We start from the raw sequence: 16,802 nt of genomic DNA on the forward strand, positions 1-16,802 counted from the left end.
CTCGGTGTGGTGATTCTCTCGAGGCTTGATTCCTACGCCGGCTCACTTACCAGCATCCTCTTTGGCGACGCACTGGGAGTGTCCTGGTCGGACATTACCGGCCAACTCGTGTTGTTGGCCATCGTGCTCGCCGTGTCTCTCGTGCTCTATCGCCCGCTAGCGGTCTTGAGCGTCAACCGCGACAAAGCTCACCTGCTGGGCCTGCACCCGCGGACCACCCACGCCATCCTGCTGGCACTCATCGCGCTGGCCATTATTGGCAGCTACCAATCCGTCGGCACCCTCCTGGTGCTGGGGTTACTCATCGGGCCGCCCGCGGTGGCGAGCCTGCTCGTGCGCACGATTCCCCGGCTCATGGTGGTTGCCGCCCTGATCGGTGTCGGATCGGTATGGCTTGGCCTCACACTGAGTTTTTATCTTGGCACTGCCGGGTCAGCGACAATGGCTCTCATCCCCGTGGTGTTGTTTTTCCTCGTGATGGGGGCTCGAGAAGTGATCGGTCTGGTCACCCGTCCACGGGCGGAGGTGAATGCATGAGTGCCATTGTCGCCAGCGACATGCGCATTGTCCGAGAGGGCAGCGTCGTCGTCGAGCCCTCCAGTTTTCGTATTCCCACTGCGTCCACCGTGGCGATCATCGGCCCGAACGGAAGCGGAAAATCCAGCGTCTTGCACGCCATTACCGGCCTGCTCGAAGTCGACCAGGGCCAACTGCGGGTACTGGGCAAAACACCCGAGGAGGCCCTCTCCGATGTGGCCTACGTCCTCCAGTACATGCCCATTACACCGGGAATTCCGATGACGGTGCGTGAAGTGGTGCGAATGGGACGCTTTGCCACCCGAGGCGGGCTCGGCCGCCTTCGCCCGGTGGATAAACAGCGTGTCCGCGAGGCGATGGAACAGTTGGATATTGTGAACCTCGCCGATCGCAGCATTCACCAACTCTCTGGTGGCCAACGCCAGCGGGTGTTTGTCGCCCAAGCCCTCGCCCAAGACCACAGCGTGCTGCTGCTCGATGAGCCTCTGACGGGAATGGATGTCCCTTCGGCGAGGGTCATCGACCAGATCATTCACGACGAACCCGAACAAGGCTGCACCGTGGTGTACACCACCCACGATTTAGAGGAAGCCCGCTCGGCGGACTACGTCTTATTGATGGCGGGCCGCGTGGTGGCCAGCGGCGCGCCCGATGACGTCCTCACCGCCGAACACCTCGCCGAGGCGTATGGCCTCGGTACCCTCCACCCCGAACACGGTTCAGACGAGACGGTTCTGGATGTCATCCACGACGACCCCGCAGACGCCGGAGAAGCGTTCAGCCGCAGGAGAATGCCGTGAAACGTCGAACCAAACAGCGCGACGAAGTGCGCGAATTACTCGACCGGACACCGGGTTTCGCGAGCGCACAAGACGTATACCAGGCACTTCGCGATTCTGGCTCTGCGATCGGGCTGGCGACCGTGTACCGCGCGCTCACCGCGCTCGCGGGTGAGGGGGTCGCTGACTCACTCACCCGCGATGGTGAGACGGTGTATCGCGCCTGCCGCCCCGGCCATCACCACCACTTGGTGTGTCGTCGCTGCGGGGCCACCACGGAGATCTCGGCTGAACCGGTGGAGTCGTGGGCGGCGAGTGTGGCCAGCGCACACGGCTACTTTGAACCCGAACACGTGGTCGACGTTTTTGGCCTCTGCCCGGACTGCCACAGAGCATCGACTGGCAATTGAGTGGTCAAACCCCTACACTTTAGGGGTTGAGCGGTTTTCCGCCCATCTTGTGCGCTGGCTCACAGACCCTCGAGAAATCGATTCTTTGTGTCGCGTGCCGACAAGTGATCTTGGGTGAGGCCCTTTCGTCTCACGGTAATCAACAGGAGGACACCATGGCAGCAGTCTGCCAAGTAACAGGGGCGAAGCCCGGCTTCGGCCACAACGTTTCGCACTCACACCGTCGGACGAAGCGGCGCTTCGACCCGAATATCCAAAAGAAGACGTACTTTGTGCCGTCGCTGAAGCGCAGTGTCACCCTGACACTCTCGGCGAAGGGCATCAAAGTCATCGATGCGAGAGGAATCGACGCCGTTGTGCGCGACCTCATGTCCCAGGGGGTGAAGCTCTAATGGCAAAGGCACAGGATGTTCGACCGATCATCAAAATGAAGTCGACTGCCGGCACCGGCTACACCTATGTCACCCGGAAGAACCGCCGGAACGACCCCGACCGTTTGGTGCTGAAAAAATACGACCCGGTCGTGCGTCAGCACGTCGAATTCCGCGAGGAGCGATAACAGATGGCGAAGAAATCAAAGATTGCCAAGAACGAACAGCGCAAGATCATCGTCGCGCGCTACGCCGAGAAGCGTCTCGAGCTGAAAAAGGCTCTGGTCGACCCGAAGGGAACCGACGAGTCGCGTGAAGCGGCGCGCAAGGGCCTGCAGAAGTTGCCTCGCGACGCGTCTCCCATTCGGGTGCGCAGCCGTGACGAAATCGACGGTCGTCCCCGCGGTGTGCTGAGCAAATACGGCATTTCGCGCGTGAGATTTCGCAATATGGCACACCGTGGCGAGTTACCGGGTATCACTAAGGCCAGCTGGTAGTTTTCTTACGGCTCGGTGATACCGGGTTTAGCTCGCTCACAAAGTCCGAGGAGGACCAGACCAAATGAATCGCTCAGAGCTCGTTGCTGCTGTTGCAGCTGAGACCGGCCAGACTCAGGCCGCAGTGAACGGTGTACTCGACGCAATGTTCACCGTAGTGACCGGTGAACTGAAGAAGGGCACCAAAGTTACTATCCCCGGTTGGATCGCTTTCGAGCGCACCCACCGAGCAGCTCGCACCGGACGCAACCCACAGACGGGTGCGACCATCCAGATCGCTGCAGCAAACGGTGTGAAGGTGTCGGCTGGATCGAAGTTGAAGGCTTCCGTCAAGTAGCACACACACTTCATAAGGGGGCGAGTCCAGGTTGGACTCGCCCCCTTTGCGTTACCCACACGGTGGTCTGACACAGCCCATCGGGGGTACTAGCATGGCCTGATGTCCGCACGGGGTTTTGTCTTCTTTCTCATCACCGGAATCATTTGGGGAACGCCCTACTTCTTTATCGCGCTGGCCATTGAATCCTTCTCCACTCCCAGCATCGTCTGGATTCGGGTGACCATTGGGGCGCTGGTGCTGCTTCCGATCGCACTCGCCCGGGGTGCTCTGCGCCCCGCCTTAAAAGCGTGGCCGTTTGTTCTCGGGTTTGCGGTGATTGAAATGGTGGGACCGTGGGCGCTCATCACCGAAGCGGAGCGCTCAGTCTCCTCCAGCCTCGCCGGTCTGTTAATCACCACCGTGCCCTTTATCGCCGCTTTCCTCATTGGGTTACTGGGCGATCGCTCCGCGTGGCACCCGCTCACCGTGCTGGGCCTGGTGCTCGGCTTCTCGGGTGTTGTGGCGCTGGTGGGAATCGACGCGTTCTCTGGTCGTATCGCCGTCTTACCGGTGGTGATGTTGCTGGGAGCGGCGACGGGTTATGCGATCGCGCCAATTATTGCGGATCGAAAACTCCACGACGTTCCCACTCTGGGAGTCATCACGCTCTCCATGATGATGGTCTCCGCGGTCTATGCGATTCCCGCCTGGTTGAACCTGCCGTCTGAAATCGCGGCAACCCCACCCACCGATTCGCTCGTTGCCGTGCTGTACCTCGGCGTCGTGGCCTCCGCCCTGGGCTTTATCTTCTTCTTTGAGCTGATCAAAGAAGTGGGCCCCGGCCGATCCACGCTGATTGTCTATGTCAACGTGGTCGTCGCGATACTCCTGGGCGTACTGTTCTTAAACGAGCCACTCACCCCGGGGTTCCTGGTCGGGTTCCCGCTCGTGGTGTTGGGTAGCTTCCTCGCGTCACAGCGCCGAGGCGTCTACGTGAAAAAGCGCGACCGGCTCAAAGAGCCGACCGGGGAAATCGGCCTGCCCACCCTAAACGGGTAAGGCGCTTAGGCGTCGTCGGCCTCGACCCACAGGTCTTCGTCGGCGCGCAGCGTGCTCCAAATGGCGTAGCCCACAACAGCCACCGTCGCCGCACCGATTGCCATCAATGCGAAAGCTCCGGCGCCCATTTTTGACTCCGGCTCGGGCTGGGGCTTGTGCCGGCGGACCTTTTCCAGTGCGGGGGCCACCGCGTGCTGGAGTGACGATTTCGCCTTCGGGTAGAGCTCGTCTCGGCCGATGTCGCCGGCGTGACGGCCGGCGTCGCGCAGGACTTCAGATGCCCGGGCGAGCAGGTCGCGTTGTTTCTGCCAGAGATCTCCGGCGTCGTCGCTCAGGCGACTGAGTTCACGTTCGCGTTTCTTGGATAGTTCCATGGAACCACTCCTTCCAGTGGAATAATCTTCAGTCTGGCAGAAAACCTTGGGAGTGTTCTTGGTGCCCCCGCACGTGGACCTTCTGATTCCTGGCAGACTTAAGGAATGACATTGCACACTCACCTCGCGACCTTGCACACGAACCACGGCGATATTCGGCTGGGCTTATTCGAAAACCACGCCCCCAAGACCGTGAAGAACTTCGTCGGTCTCGCCACCGGCGACATCAGCTGGACTCACCCGAATACGGGCGAGACGGTCTCAGACCCGCTCTACACCGACGTGATTTTCCACCGGGTCATTCCGGGCTTCATGATTCAAGGTGGTGACCCGTTAGGCACGGGAACCGGTGGTCCCGGCTACCAGTTCGACGATGAGATTCACCCGGAGCTGAGCTTCAACGAGCCCTTCCTGCTGGCGATGGCCAACGCCGGAAAGCGCGGCGGCCAGGGCACCAACGGTTCACAGTTTTTTGTGACGACCGCCGCCACACCCTGGTTGCAGGGAAACCACACCATTTTTGGTGTGGTGCTCGATGAGGAGTCCCAGGCGGTAGTGAAAGCGATTGAAGCCACGCCCACCGGTGCCAACGATCGTCCCGTCGACGACGTCATCATCCACCGGGTCAGTATTTCTGACGCCTAGTGAGCACTGAAGGGTCGTCCTCCGACGACTTCTGCTATCGCCACCCCAAGCGGGTGAGCTATGTGCTGTGTCAGCGCTGCGCGAGAACAATCTGCGGCGATTGCCAGATCGCCGCTCCCGTCGGGGTGCACTGCCCGGAATGCCAGGCGGAGGCCAAAGCGCGTCAACCCAAGTCGGTTCGGAGGGCGGGTCGCAGCGGATGGTGGGCTGAGGCACCAGTGACCTATTCGCTGCTGGCGACCATTGTGGTCGTCTACCTCGGCCAGCTTCTCAGCGGCGGCATTGTCACGAACCTGGCGCTGTATTACCCCCCGCTCACGCCCGATCAGCCGTGGCGAATGCTCACGGCGCTCTTTGTTCACTCCGAGCGTTCCTTCTTCCACATCCTCTTCAACGGGTATTCGCTGTGGGTATTGGGGACCCTCATCGAGCGACTTCTCGGGTCCGGCCGCTTTGCCCTGCTGTTTTTCATTTCCGGTTTGGGCGGATCGGTGGCGGTGCTGTGGTTGGGCTACGGCCAGGCGGTCATTGGCGCCTCCGGCGCCATTTTCGGACTCTTCGGTGCCCTGTTGGTACTCCAGCAGAGCTTTGGGGTGTCAAACCCCCAGCTCTTAATCGTGCTGTTGTTGAACCTGGTGTTGGGCTTTATCGTTCCGGGGGTGTCCTGGCAGGCGCACATCGGCGGGTTACTGGTGGGCTTAGCCATCGCGTGGGGTGTGGTGCGCGCTCGGGAAGAGGGGAATATTCCCGGTGGCATCCCCGGGGTGTTTGGCCTCACGACAGGGGCCTTGGTGCTGCTCAGTGCGGCGCGGTTTGTCCTGCTGTAGGCGCCACTTTGCGGCACGACGTAGGGTTATCCACAGTCTCATCAACAGGGGGAAAAACTACACGGCTGTAACTAAAGCCGAGTTAGCCGGGTGAATCGAGTGAGCCGGGGCTAGCGCCAGCGCGTGGTCATTAAGAAGCCGGCGAACATGATGCCGAAGCCGACCGCGATATTCCAGGCGCCGATTTGGGGAATGGGCCACCCTGTTCCGGCGATGTAGTAGACGAGAATCCACACCAAACCAATCAGCATCAGTCCAAACATCACCGGTTTGAACCACGGCGGGTTGTTGTCGTCGTCTTCGGAAACACTCACGGAGGTACGTCCGCGCCCTTGATCAGCCATGCCCCCGAGTGTACTGGAGGGTGGCTCTTGGCGGGGTGCTCGTAGACTGAGGAAAATGACGGCGCAACCCTCCACTGCCTCCGGGCGATCACGACGGCCGGGTTTCTGGCTGGGTGTTGCCGGCGAGGTGAGCCTCACCGTAGGGGTTGTGGGGTTGTTGTTCTTTGGCTGGTATCTGGGCGTCAACGACTGGATACAAGGCTCGAGCCAAGCCCGCTCGGCATCCGAGGTGGCCTCCCAGTGGGACAGCGAGACACCGGACACATTCGGCAAAGCCCGCGGGGAATCAGACGGCAGCGCGACGGCCATCGATCCCCCGGTGGTGGGAGATGTCACAGAAGGCGAGGCATTCGCGGTGTTGTATGTGCCGCGGTTTGGTGACACCTACGCGCGCACGATCGCTGAAGGTGTGGACCTTCAGACGGTACTCAACAGTCGGGAATTGGGAGTGGGGCGCTATCCGCAGACCGCCCAGTTTGGTGAACTGGGCAATGTCGGAATAGCGGGACACCGCACCACCTACGGGGCGTCGTTTAGTGAAATCGGTGAACTGCGAGCCGGTGACCGGCTCTACGTGGAAGTCGAACAGGGCTGGTACAGCTACCAATTTCGAAACCTCGAATACGTGTGGCCCACCCAGGTAGAAGTCTTAGCCCCCATTCCCCACCAACCAGATGCTGAGGCCACCGAGCGACTCCTCACGCTGACTAGCTGTCACCCGCGCTTTTCGGAGGCAGAACGCATCATCGCCTACGCCGTCTTTGACGCCTGGTATCCGCGAGGGGGCGGCCCGCCCGCAGAAATCGCCACCGTCGCGAGTGAGGTGACCTGATGTATCTCTGGTTGTGGAGGGCGCTGCCGGGGCCGCGGTGGGCAAAAACACTCCAAGCAGTCATTTTGGGTCTGTCGGTACTGGCCCTGCTGTTTTTCGTCGTTTTCCCGTTTGTCGCTGATACTTTCCTAGTTGAACAATCCACGGTGGGGTGACATGGTCCATATTCTCGTTGTCGACAACTACGACAGTTTTGTCTATACCCTAAACGGCTACCTCCACCAGCTCGGTGCGACCACCGACGTGATTCGAAACGACTCGGTGAGCGTCGACGCGCTTGCCGAACTCATCAGTGGATACGACGGCGTCTTGCTCTCCCCGGGCCCGGGCACCCCCGCCGACGCGGGGATTTCCATTCCCCTGGTCCACGAAGCCATCCGGGCGCACACCCCCCTCCTCGGGGTGTGTTTGGGCCACCAGGCCATTGCGGAAGCCCTCGGCGGGAGGGTGGAACACGCTGAGGAGCTGATGCACGGCAAAACCTCCCAGGTCGTCCACGACGGCAGCGCACTCTTTTCCGGGGTGCCCGAATCGTTTCGCGCCACCCGCTACCACAGCCTCGCCGTGGTCGATGGAACAGTTCCCGCACAACTCGACATCACCGCAAAAACCCAGGGCGGTGTCATCATGGGCCTGTGTCACACCGAGGAGCCGGTATACGGCGTGCAATTCCACCCCGAATCGGTGGTCACCGAGGGTGGCTACCAAATGCTCGGCAACTGGTTAGAAAAGGCCGGCTTGGTGGGAGCCGGGGAAAAGGCCAAGGGCTTAAGCCCTCGGGTGACCGGCAGTACTGCGTAGTCGCACAATAGTCGGGTTGTCTAGCCGTCGCCCACTTCTGGCACAAACGGGTTCTCCGGGTCAAACCCGGAACAGTAGGTGAGGGTAATCTCCGAGCGCTGCGGGTGCTCCCCGGGACTGAGCGACTGCGATTGCACGGTCTGTCCCTGACAGCTGGTATCTGGCTGCAAGCGCACCGTCAACTGAATATCCGGACCGCTCAGTAGCGGGTTCGCTTCCCCCACGGTGATTCCCAGGACATCCGGCACCAACACCAACCCGTTAGAGACGACGAGAGTGACCGGGTCTGCGGGGTCCAGCATCGTGCCCGCCTCTGGCACCATCCCCAATACCGTGCCCTCGGGGATGTTTGGCGAATAGTCGAGGCGGTCGTCGGTGGGGGCCAAGCCAAGCTCGGTCAATCGCTCCCTCGCCTCCTCGGAGGTTTGGTTGACCACATCGGGCAGGCGTATTTGATCGGCTCCCGCGGAGATAAACAGGCGAACCCTCTCGCCTTGGGCCACGCGCAGTCCCGGGCCCGGTTCGGTGCGAATGACCAGCCCTTCGTCAAACTCACCGCTTACTTCCTCCACTACGGCGGGGTTTAAGCCCAAAGACTCGACGGTGCTCACCGCCACGGCCTGGCTTTGGCCCCGAAGGTCGGGAACCATGGGAGCAGCCGCGGTCGACACCGTGGAGGGGTTCAGGGTGAACAGCCAGACCACAATGGCGATCAACATGGAAATCGCAATGACTGACCCGAAGGCGATCGCCAGTCGGGGAACGCTCGCCTGCTGCACACTGCCACCCGCCGGGAGCGAAAAATCCACCGCGGGTTCGGCGCGAGACTGCCACGTCGGTTGCGGGATACTGGCCGTGACGGGCGGTGGTTCCGTAGTCTCCGCCACGGCGACGGTCGGGACCTCTTCCGGCTCTGGCGCCCCCGGTTCGGGCAAGGCCAACAGGGCTTTTCTCACCTCGGTGGCGGACGAAAAGCGCTCCCGGGCTTCCTTTTCCAACAGTCTGTGCACGATGCGCGCCGTGCCACGGCTCACCGTGGGATTTTGCAGTCCAAGCGGAGCCGGTTCGTCGTTGATGTGTTGAAACGCGACCGACACGGGTGAGTCGCCCTCGAAGGGTGGCCGACCGGCCAACATTTCGTAGAGGACGACCCCCAGCGCGTAGAGGTCACTGCGTTCAGTGGCGTCTTGGCCGCGGGCTTGCTCGGGTGAGAGGTAGAGCGCGGTGCCGACAATGGATGACGTTTCACCACCGTTTGCCACCGTGTCGGCAATGGCGCGGGCGATACCAAAATCCATGACTTTCACACCACCGTCGGTGGTGATCATCACGTTTGCCGGTTTGATGTCACGGTGGACGATACCGGCCTGGTGCGAGACTTCCAGGGCGTTGAGCATCCCATCGGCGATTCCCAGAGCTGCGGCCTCGTCAATGATGCCCCGGTGAATGATGTCGCTCAGCAGACGCCCCTTCACAAACTCCATCACGATGTAGGGGGTGGTGGAACCCGTCGGGTTGCCGTGTTCATCGGCGTCGACCTCGTCGCCGGCGTCAAACACTCGCACCACGGTGGGGTGGGCCATTTTCGACACCGCCATCGCCTCGCGACGAAAACGCTCACGAGCCGTGACGTCGGTGGAGAGGGTGGCTTTTAAGACTTTGATGGCGACGTCGCGACCGAGTCGGCCATCTCGACCCTGGTAGACATCGGCCATGCCGCCGCGACCGACGATGCCGTTGACTTCATAGCGGCCACCGAGCAGTCGGCCCGTCCACGGACCCCTCGCTTGGTTGCTCACTGTTTTGTCACTCCCCCACAGGCCGGTCTGATTATCGCTCCGGCCAAGCCGCCAGTCTACTGACTTCCGTGATTTACTCTTCTGTTCCCGACTCGCCAGAGTCCCCACTCGATTCGTCTTCCGAGCCCTCTTCCGAGCCCTCTTCGGGCGCGTTCGGGTCGACAATGCTGAGCGTGGTGGCAGCGGACTTCGGAGTGTTGATGTCAGAACAGCTCACCACGTAGCTGGCCGAGAAATCTCCCGGATCACCCAGGGTGACCACCACCTCGGTGGTGTCGGCTCCCAACACCGCGTCGTCTTCATCCACCAGGGTTCCCCGGCTGAGCTCAAGGCGATAGTTAGTCACCGGGAACCCGCTGGGACACTGGGCGTAGGCGGGCCAGCTCAGGGTGACTTCATCGCCCGGTGCGTAGGGACCCTCGCCCGGGTCAATCGCCATCTCGGAGGGCTGGGGAGGGTTGGGAATTTCGGCGTAAAAATAGACGGCGATCAGAGTGTTTTCGGCGACCCTGCCGTTGGGGTTCACCCGGTAGGCCTGACCGACCGCATCCTGCGAGGGCGCGATATTTCCGGTGATCGCGTCGATGCGGAGATTGAGATTCGACAAAATCTCGGTCACTTGGGCTTCGGTTTTGCCGATCACCTCCGAGCTTGGCACCGCCACAGTGGTCACCTCTGGTTCTGGTTGTGGGACCGGCTCGGGCTGCTCGACCTCCGGGCTTTCGGACTCAACAGGCTCCTCGGCGGGGTCCTCTTGTTCCTCAACAATCGCCACCGGCTCCTCCGGTGGCGATTCGGCACCGGAGCCCAACTGGGAATTAATCAGCGAGATGGCCCCAATGACCAGCGCGATGACCCCCACACCCCCCGCGATGGCAATGGTCCAGACCCGACGAGGAATACCCTCCTCCACCACGGGAATGGGCTGGGTGTTGGACGGCCCGGTGGATCCGCTGGCACCAGTAGCGCCCGATGCCCCCGCGGCTGCGCCCGGTGCGGGGATATAGGACAGCCCCTCATCGACGTGACCGCGCTCGAGGGCCCTGGCCGCTTTGGCCAGCGATTCGGCGGTTTCTGGCCGGCCCTCTGGTTTCTTCGCGATGCACGACATCACCAGGGCGCGCACGGCGTCGGGGATCGTCCCCGGCAGCTCGGGGGGTGCTTCTTTGATGTGCGCCATGGCGATCGACACTTGGGATTCACCGCGGAAGGGTCGCCGACCAGAGAGTGCTTCGTAGGCGACAATGCCGAGAGAGTAAATGTCGGTCGACGGGGATGCGGGTTTCCCACTGGCCTGCTCGGGAGCCAAGTATTGGACGGTGCCCATGACCTGGCCGGTCGCCGTGAGCGGAACCTGGTCGGTCACCCGGGCGATACCAAAGTCGGTGATTTTCACCGTCCCATCGGGGGTGATTAACAGGTTGCCGGGTTTGACGTCGCGGTGGACCAACCCCGCCTGATGGGCCTGATGGAGGGCGAGTGCCGTTTGCTGCACGATGGAGAGGACCCGCTCGGGGGCCAAGACTTTCTCTCGCTCCAAAATGGTGGAGAGTGCCTCACCGGGCACCATTTCCATCACCAGGTAGGCGTTACCCTCCTCTTCGCCGTAGTCGAAGACGTTGGCGATTCCTTCGTGGTTGACAAGCGCTGCGTGTCGGGCCTCGGCGCGGAAGCGCTCGCGGAAACCGGGGTCGCCGAAATACTCCTCTTTGAGGATCTTGATCGCCACGGTGCGACCGATGACGGTGTCGGTGGCTTTCCACACTTCGCCCATTCCGCCAATGGCGATGCGAGAAATCAGTTCGTAGCGCTCGCCATAGACCTGGCCGGTACTGGGCCTCATCTGTTCACCGCCTCACTGAGTACGGCGCGCGCGATGGGGCCCGCGACCGAGTTGCCGGTGCCATCGGCGGCTTCGCCCTCGACGACGACGGCCACGGCAATATCGCCCTGGTCGGCCGGGGTAAAGCCGGTAAACCAGAACGACCGGCCGTCACCGATGCCGGTTTCCGCGGTGCCCGTTTTCCCGGCCACATCGACACCGGGGAGTGCGGCGGCACCGGCGACACCGTCGTCGACCGAGCGGATGAGCATCCGCTCGAGCTCTCTCGCGGTGCGCCCAGACAGCGGGGTGGAATACACCGACGGCTCCGTTTCTCGTAAGACTTCGAGGTCGTCGGCCAAGACGGTGTCGACAATCTGGGGGGTCATCAATTCACCCTCGTTGGCGATGGCCGCACTCATCATCGCCACCTGCAGCGGGGTCACCCGTACGTCGTATTGGCCAAACGAGGAGAGCATCAGTTGGGCCTGATCCATCCCGCGGGGGTAGCGAGAAGGGGTGACGGGCATCGGGATTTCCAGTGTTGCTTCGAACCCGAAGTCATCTGCCATAGAGCCGATTGTGCCCTCTCCGAGGGCGAGACCCAGTTCGGCGAACGGAATGTTGCAGGACTGGATGAGCGCGTCTTCGAGACTCACTTCCTCTTCGGGTCCACATAAACGCCCCCCGGAGTTGGTCACAATGTTGGTCGAAAGCGGCAGTTCGAGCTCCGGCGGGTTGTCAAACTGGCTGCCGGAGACGAACGATTGGGATTCCAGCGCCGCGGCGGTGACTAACACTTTGAAGACGCTGCCCGGGAAATACTGATCTCCCGCGATGGCTTTATTGGCCAGAGGCTGGTTGTCGTCTGCTTCCAACGCGCGGTAAGTCTCCAAGACATCGGCTGTGGCGTGGGAGGCCAACAGGTTGGGATCGAATGAGGGGGTGGAGACCATGGCGAGGATACGCCCGGTGGAGGGTTCGATCGCCACGACCGAACCGCTTCGACCCGCGAGGGCGTCAAAGGCGACTCGTTGGAGTTCGTGGTCGAGGCTCAGCACGACCGTGGCACCACTGGGTGTCGTCCCGGTGACCAGTGAGTTCAACTGATCGAGAAACTGCTCGTTGGACTGACCGGTGAGAAACGGATTCAGCTCGCTTTCGATTCCGGCGTTTCCCTGGGTGAGCGTGTAATACCCCACGACGGGTGCATAGAGCTCGGGGTGTGGGTAGTCGCGCAGGTAGCCGTACTGCGTATCGACCGGCGTCGAACGCGCCACCAGTTCGTTTCCGGCAAAAATGGGTCCCCGCTCCGCCGCGAAACTCTCAAAGAGGTTTCGCACGTTTCGGTCGTCGTTGGTCAGCGCCGGGGCGGCCAGAACGTGGACGACCGAAGTGGAAACAAAGAGTGCGATGAACAACACCACCACGGCTGTGCCGGTCAGGCGCAGTGAGCGAATCATGAGCCACCCCCGGAGAGTTGGCGCTCCCTGGTTGTCGCGTCATCGCTCAGGCGCAAAATGAGCGCCACAATCATCCAGTTGGCCACCAGCGAGGAGCCTCCGGCGGCGAGAAACGGTGTCGTCAGTCCGGTGACCGGGATGATTCGGGTGAGCCCGCCGATGACCACAAACACCTGCAAGGCGATGACGAACGCGAGTCCCGAGGCGAGAAGTCGACCGAAATCTTCGGTGCCCAAATAGCCGACCCGAAAACCCCGACTGACCAAAAGCAAATACAGCGCGAGGATGGCGAACACCCCGATCAACCCCAACTCTTCGCCGAGGGCCGCGACGATGTAGTCGCTTTTCGCCAGCGGAACGAGGTCGGGTTGGCCCTGGCCCAAGCCTTGGCCGATAAAGCCGCCTTCGGCGAAGCCAAAGAGGCCCTGAACGAGCTGGTAGCTTCCCCCTACCGCGTCATAGACCTCTTGGTTGAAGGAGTTCAACCAGCCCGATACGCGGCCCTGGACGTAGCCGATTTGGCTGCCCACAATGGCGGCACCGGTGAGAAAGAGCCCACCGCCCAGCACGATCCACATCACCCGCTCGGTCGCGATAAACATCATCACCACGAAGAGGCCAAAGTAGAGCAGCGAGGTGCCGAGGTCTCGTTGAAAAATGAGAACCCCCATCGAGAGCGACCAGATCAGGACGATCGGTCCGAGGTCTCGAAGACGCGGCCAGCGCACACCCAGAAACTTTTTGCCCACGACTCGAAGCGAATCTTTCGCGGTCAGTAAATAGCCGGCAAAGAAAATCGCCAGCGCAATTTTTGCCACCTCACCCGGCTGGAACGACACCCCACCCAACTGCACCCACAGGGTGGCCCCGTTGACGGTGCGACCGATACCGGGTAGCAGGGGTAACACCAGTAGCGCGACCCCGGCGAGCATCGCCAAGTAGCGGTAGCGCTGCAAGACCCGGTGGTTTCTCACAATCAGCAGTACCAGCACCACCGCGACGAGCGCGACCGCACTCCAGGCAATTTGTCGAATACCGGCTGCTTGCCACCCGACAAGACCCTCGGCAATATCTAAGCGGTGGATCATGGTGATGCCGAGGCCGTTGAGCATCGTGGCAATCGGCACAACAAACGGGTCCGCGTCGGCTGCCAACCAGCGCACCGCGAGGTGGACCAGCAGGACCAGGACGGCCAGGAGACCGACGTAGCTCAAGACTCGGAGGTCTAGTCCCCCCTGGGCGCCAAACTGCACCAGCGACATGGCGACGGCGCTCAAGCCGAGGGCAAAAAGGATCAGCAGCAGCTCTAAGTTTCGAAGCCGTTTGGGAACCCGCACTTTCAACACCACGCGCCCGGTGACGGGCGCGAGGGGAGGAAGCGACGCCTGGCTAGTCACGGGTCAGCCGCTCCACAATGTCGCGGGCTTCATCCAAGCTGTCGGCCGGCAGGGTGTCCTGCACGCTGTCTTGGATGAACAGCGGCAGCTCGTCCACCACAATGTCGGTTTCTTCAAAGGTACTCGAGAGGCTAAAGGGCCCGACGTTTTGTTGGACGCCCTGGTAGATCACGACGACCCCGTCATCGGCTCCGACAAAGTATTTGGTTTGGGTCCACTGGTAGCTGGCGATGACCCCCCAGACGATAGCGGCCACCACGAGCACCACCCCGATCGACCAGACGATACGTCGGCGCCGCAGGCGTTTACGGTCCTCTTCGATGAGCTCGTCGAGGTAGCCCTCTTCGGGTTCGAAGTGCTCATCGGCGATGGGCTGCGCGCGCAGGGGGTGGAGTAGTAGCGCCGGGAGGCGTTGAACCCGGGTGACCGGACCTGTTTCGTAGGTGAGCGGCTCGGACGCCGAGCCCACCACGTGGGGCTCCGCCGGGGGTGAGTGCTCGAGGCCCTCTTCGATGTGGGCGATCACCACGGTGACGTTGTCGGGTGCACCCTCGGCGAGGCTCGCGAGGATGAGTTTGTCGACAGCTTCCTGCGGATCGTCGATGCTGATCAGCATTTCGGCCATTTCTCGCTCAGAGACGTATCCGCTGAGACCGTCCGAGCAGAGTAGCCAGCGATCCCCGGGCGCAGTATCGACGATGTGGGTATCGATTTCGGGGTCGACATCCACGTCACCCAGTACCCGCATCAGGACGCTTCGCCGGGGGTGCACGGCAGCTTCCTCGGGGGTAATTCGCCCCGTGTCGACCAGGCGTTGAACGAAAGTGTGGTCCGAGGTGATCTGCTCGAGAGTGCCATCGCGCAGGCGGTAAATCCGTGAGTCACCGATATGGGCGATGACCATTTGGTGGCCGACTCGAATCATCGCGCTGACCGTGGTTCCCATGCCGGTCAGTTCGGGGTGTTCGGCGACGGCTTGGGTCAATTTGCCGCCCGCGTCGATAATCCCGCGATAGAGCTCTTCGCGGGCCTCGTCGGTGCTGTCGTAGGAGTGATCGATCCCGACCAGGTGTTTTACCGCGATGGCGCTTGCGACATCACCCCCGGCGTGACCGCCCATGCCGTCGGCGACCACGAACAGGTGGTTGCCCACGGAACCAGAATCTTGGTTGCTCGCGCGGACCTTTCCCACGTGGGAGGACGCAGCACTGAGGACGGGAGTGACCACCGGGGGTTACCGCCGCAGCTCGAACGTGGTTTCGCCCACCTGGATGGGCGTATCCAGGGGAATTGGCGTGGGAATGCTCACCCGTTTGCCCGAGAGCAGGGTGCCGTTTGTGGAATCGAGGTCTTGGACCATCCACTGCTCGTTCCACAGCATCAGGCGCGCGTGGTGGGTGGAGGTGAAATCATCCCGAATCACGAGGCTCGATTCGGCCGAGCGGCCGATCGTGAACTGCTCTTCTTTATCGAGGGGTATTTCGAGGCCCTCCTTGGGCCCCGAGGTGACCACCAGGCTGGTGGCGACACCGCTGGGTGTGGTCGGAGTGGGCTGGGTGTCCGGTTGGGCCTCTTGGCGCACACGCTGAGGACTGGTCGGTTCGTTGCGGCGCATTGGCGGTCCGAAGAGATCGGTGCGCAGCGCGTAGACAATGGCGAAGATGAACGCCCACAGCAGACCGAGGAAGGCCAGTTGAAGGACAAAGAGCGTCAATTGACTCACGGTGCATCCTCCGACTGAGGGCCCCGCCCGGACTCTACGAGGCCTTGATATTCCTTTTGAAGCTGGGGAACCACTGCCACCACAATACGCGCCTGGCCGACCCCGAGGATGCAACGGTCGGGAAGCAGGTGATGGCTGACCTTCACATCATCGACCTCGGTGCCATTGGTGGAGCCCAAATCCACCACTTCGGCACTTTTTCCACTCCAGCGAATTTCGCAGTGCAGGCGGGAGACTCCGCGGGCATTCAGGGAAATATCGGCCTCACTGCCCCGACCCACCAGGGTTTTTCTCTTCACGAGCGGGTAGCGCACACCGTCGACGTCGAGAACGGGAATCCACACCAGGGGTTCTTTGGAGACCACCGCGCTCGCGGTGACCATTCCCTCACCGAGAGCGCGGTCGATGCGCAACGACACCCGGGGAGCACCGGTCGCGTAGTAGCCCTGCTGGTCCTGGTGGTGGTGGAGTTCAGTGGCGAGTTCATCGCGAAGCGATGCTCCCAATGCGTCGAGTCGCTCATAGTCGGCCTCAGACAGGGAGACGAAATAGTCCCGGGGCACCAGCATCCGCTGCGGGTTCACAATCACCGCTTGGGAGTCCATCTCGCGCTTCAGCGCGGAGGCAATTTCTAGCGGGTGAACCCCACTCTTGAACGTTTTCGCAAAAGCCCCTCCGACAGCGCGCTCAACGGAGCGCTCAAAACTGTCGAGAAAACCCATGATTCCTCCGGACGCGGTGGTGTGCCCTCGATGGTAGCCCGCTGGGGGGAACAATTTGTGGGAGTCGGACCGGTGGCGAGC

22 protein-coding genes are annotated in these 16,802 nt (G+C 61.8%); 13 read left to right on the forward strand and 9 right to left on the reverse strand.

The features are described 5' to 3' along the window. From RI518_RS03230 to RI518_RS03265, 8 genes are all read left to right on the forward strand, one after another. Positions 1 to 537 (forward strand): iron chelate uptake ABC transporter family permease subunit (locus tag RI518_RS03230; RefSeq protein WP_310689337.1); only part of this gene is annotated, 537 nt, incomplete at its 5' end. Beyond that, the gene (locus tag RI518_RS03235) at positions 534 to 1,337 is read left to right on the forward strand and encodes a metal ABC transporter ATP-binding protein (RefSeq protein WP_310671316.1); all 804 of its coding nucleotides are present in this window, start codon (positions 534 to 536) and stop codon (positions 1,335 to 1,337) included. The genes RI518_RS03230 and RI518_RS03235, both read left to right, overlap by 4 nt. Then, entirely contained in the window at positions 1,334 to 1,726 is a 393-nt protein-coding gene (locus RI518_RS03240) for a Fur family transcriptional regulator (protein ID WP_310671315.1), read from the forward strand. The genes RI518_RS03235 and RI518_RS03240 overlap by 4 nt, the downstream gene beginning before the upstream one ends. Positions 1,727 to 1,881: 155 nt before the next feature. Next, on the forward strand, positions 1,882 to 2,118 hold the full coding sequence (gene rpmB, locus RI518_RS03245) for a 50S ribosomal protein L28 (RefSeq protein WP_310671314.1): 237 nt from the start codon (positions 1,882 to 1,884) through the stop codon (positions 2,116 to 2,118). After that, positions 2,118 to 2,285, forward strand: coding sequence for a 50S ribosomal protein L33 (gene rpmG / locus RI518_RS03250; RefSeq protein ID WP_104912836.1), 168 nt, complete (start codon positions 2,118 to 2,120; stop codon positions 2,283 to 2,285). Before rpmB ends, rpmG begins: the two co-directional genes overlap by 1 nt. A 3-nt stretch (positions 2,286 to 2,288) precedes the next feature. Continuing rightward, on the forward strand, positions 2,289 to 2,594 hold the full coding sequence (gene rpsN, locus RI518_RS03255; RefSeq protein ID WP_310671313.1) for a 30S ribosomal protein S14: 306 nt from the start codon (positions 2,289 to 2,291) through the stop codon (positions 2,592 to 2,594). A gap of 64 nt (positions 2,595 to 2,658) precedes the next feature. Continuing rightward, positions 2,659 to 2,931: an HU family DNA-binding protein gene (locus RI518_RS03260; protein WP_310671312.1), complete on the forward strand. Its 273-nt coding sequence runs from the start codon at positions 2,659 to 2,661 to the stop codon at positions 2,929 to 2,931. Positions 2,932 to 3,033: 102 nt separating this feature from the next. Beyond that, positions 3,034 to 3,972 (forward strand): EamA family transporter, encoded by a 939-nt coding sequence (locus tag RI518_RS03265; RefSeq protein WP_310689339.1) that lies wholly within the window; start codon positions 3,034 to 3,036, stop codon positions 3,970 to 3,972. A 5-nt stretch (positions 3,973 to 3,977) separates the two neighbouring features. Here RI518_RS03265 and RI518_RS03270 read toward each other — a convergent pair whose 3' ends face one another. Beyond that, a complete protein-coding gene (locus RI518_RS03270; RefSeq protein ID WP_310671310.1) occupies positions 3,978 to 4,346 on the reverse strand; it encodes a hypothetical protein in 369 nt (122 codons plus the stop codon). 105 nt (positions 4,347 to 4,451) lie between these two features. Here RI518_RS03270 and RI518_RS03275 point away from each other — a divergent pair, with 105 nt between their 5' ends. Next, positions 4,452 to 4,991 (forward strand): peptidylprolyl isomerase, encoded by a 540-nt coding sequence (locus RI518_RS03275; RefSeq protein ID WP_310671309.1) that lies wholly within the window; start codon positions 4,452 to 4,454, stop codon positions 4,989 to 4,991. Continuing rightward, positions 4,991 to 5,818, forward strand: coding sequence for a rhomboid family intramembrane serine protease (locus RI518_RS03280; protein WP_310689340.1), 828 nt, complete (start codon positions 4,991 to 4,993; stop codon positions 5,816 to 5,818). The genes RI518_RS03275 and RI518_RS03280 overlap by 1 nt, the downstream gene beginning before the upstream one ends. 110 nt (positions 5,819 to 5,928) lie before the next feature. On the opposite strand, the gene RI518_RS03285 is transcribed toward RI518_RS03280, so the two are convergent. Further along, positions 5,929 to 6,162 (reverse strand): cell division protein CrgA, encoded by a 234-nt coding sequence (locus RI518_RS03285; protein WP_310671307.1) that lies wholly within the window; start codon positions 6,160 to 6,162, stop codon positions 5,929 to 5,931. Positions 6,163 to 6,217: 55 nt separating this feature from the next. On the opposite strand from RI518_RS03285, the gene RI518_RS03290 reads away from it, so the two are divergent. Genes RI518_RS03290 through RI518_RS03300 form a run of 3 tightly spaced genes read left to right on the forward strand, consistent with a single transcriptional unit; the run spans position 6,218 to position 7,795 of the window. Continuing rightward, positions 6,218 to 6,994, forward strand: a complete 777-nt coding sequence (locus RI518_RS03290; RefSeq protein WP_310671306.1) for a class E sortase — start codon at positions 6,218 to 6,220, stop codon at positions 6,992 to 6,994. After that, on the forward strand, positions 6,994 to 7,149 hold the full coding sequence (locus RI518_RS03295; RefSeq protein WP_310671305.1) for a hypothetical protein: 156 nt from the start codon (positions 6,994 to 6,996) through the stop codon (positions 7,147 to 7,149). Before RI518_RS03290 ends, RI518_RS03295 begins: the two co-directional genes overlap by 1 nt. A gap of 1 nt (position 7,150) precedes the next feature. Then, on the forward strand, positions 7,151 to 7,795 hold the full coding sequence (locus RI518_RS03300) for a glutamine amidotransferase-related protein (RefSeq protein ID WP_310671304.1): 645 nt from the start codon (positions 7,151 to 7,153) through the stop codon (positions 7,793 to 7,795). Positions 7,796 to 7,815: 20 nt separating this feature from the next. On the opposite strand, the gene pknB is transcribed toward RI518_RS03300, so the two are convergent. The 7 genes from pknB to RI518_RS03335 all read right to left on the reverse strand — a co-directional run bounded on the left by pknB (position 7,816) and on the right by RI518_RS03335 (position 16,721). Continuing rightward, the gene (gene pknB / locus RI518_RS03305; protein WP_310671303.1) at positions 7,816 to 9,594 is read right to left on the reverse strand and encodes a Stk1 family PASTA domain-containing Ser/Thr kinase; all 1,779 of its coding nucleotides are present in this window, start codon (positions 9,592 to 9,594) and stop codon (positions 7,816 to 7,818) included. A gap of 73 nt (positions 9,595 to 9,667) precedes the next feature. Then, positions 9,668 to 11,437 (reverse strand): serine/threonine-protein kinase, encoded by a 1,770-nt coding sequence (locus RI518_RS03310; protein WP_310671302.1) that lies wholly within the window; start codon positions 11,435 to 11,437, stop codon positions 9,668 to 9,670. After that, positions 11,434 to 12,879 (reverse strand): penicillin-binding transpeptidase domain-containing protein, encoded by a 1,446-nt coding sequence (locus RI518_RS03315; protein ID WP_310671301.1) that lies wholly within the window; start codon positions 12,877 to 12,879, stop codon positions 11,434 to 11,436. Before RI518_RS03315 ends, RI518_RS03310 begins: the two co-directional genes overlap by 4 nt. Beyond that, a complete protein-coding gene (locus RI518_RS03320) occupies positions 12,876 to 14,276 on the reverse strand; it encodes an FtsW/RodA/SpoVE family cell cycle protein (RefSeq protein WP_310671300.1) in 1,401 nt (466 codons plus the stop codon). Before RI518_RS03320 ends, RI518_RS03315 begins: the two co-directional genes overlap by 4 nt. Continuing rightward, on the reverse strand, positions 14,269 to 15,504 hold the full coding sequence (locus tag RI518_RS03325) for a protein phosphatase 2C domain-containing protein (protein WP_310671299.1): 1,236 nt from the start codon (positions 15,502 to 15,504) through the stop codon (positions 14,269 to 14,271). The genes RI518_RS03320 and RI518_RS03325 overlap by 8 nt, the downstream gene beginning before the upstream one ends. A 6-nt stretch (positions 15,505 to 15,510) precedes the next feature. Next, positions 15,511 to 15,999, reverse strand: a complete 489-nt coding sequence (locus RI518_RS03330; protein ID WP_310671297.1) for an FHA domain-containing protein — start codon at positions 15,997 to 15,999, stop codon at positions 15,511 to 15,513. Then, positions 15,996 to 16,721, reverse strand: coding sequence for a DUF3662 and FHA domain-containing protein (locus tag RI518_RS03335; protein ID WP_310689343.1), 726 nt, complete (start codon positions 16,719 to 16,721; stop codon positions 15,996 to 15,998). The genes RI518_RS03330 and RI518_RS03335 overlap by 4 nt, the downstream gene beginning before the upstream one ends. Positions 16,722 to 16,802: the final 81 nt, after the last annotated feature.

The organism is Pontimonas sp., from assembly GCF_031581085.1.
GTDB lineage: Bacteria > Actinomycetota > Actinomycetes > Actinomycetales > Microbacteriaceae > Pontimonas.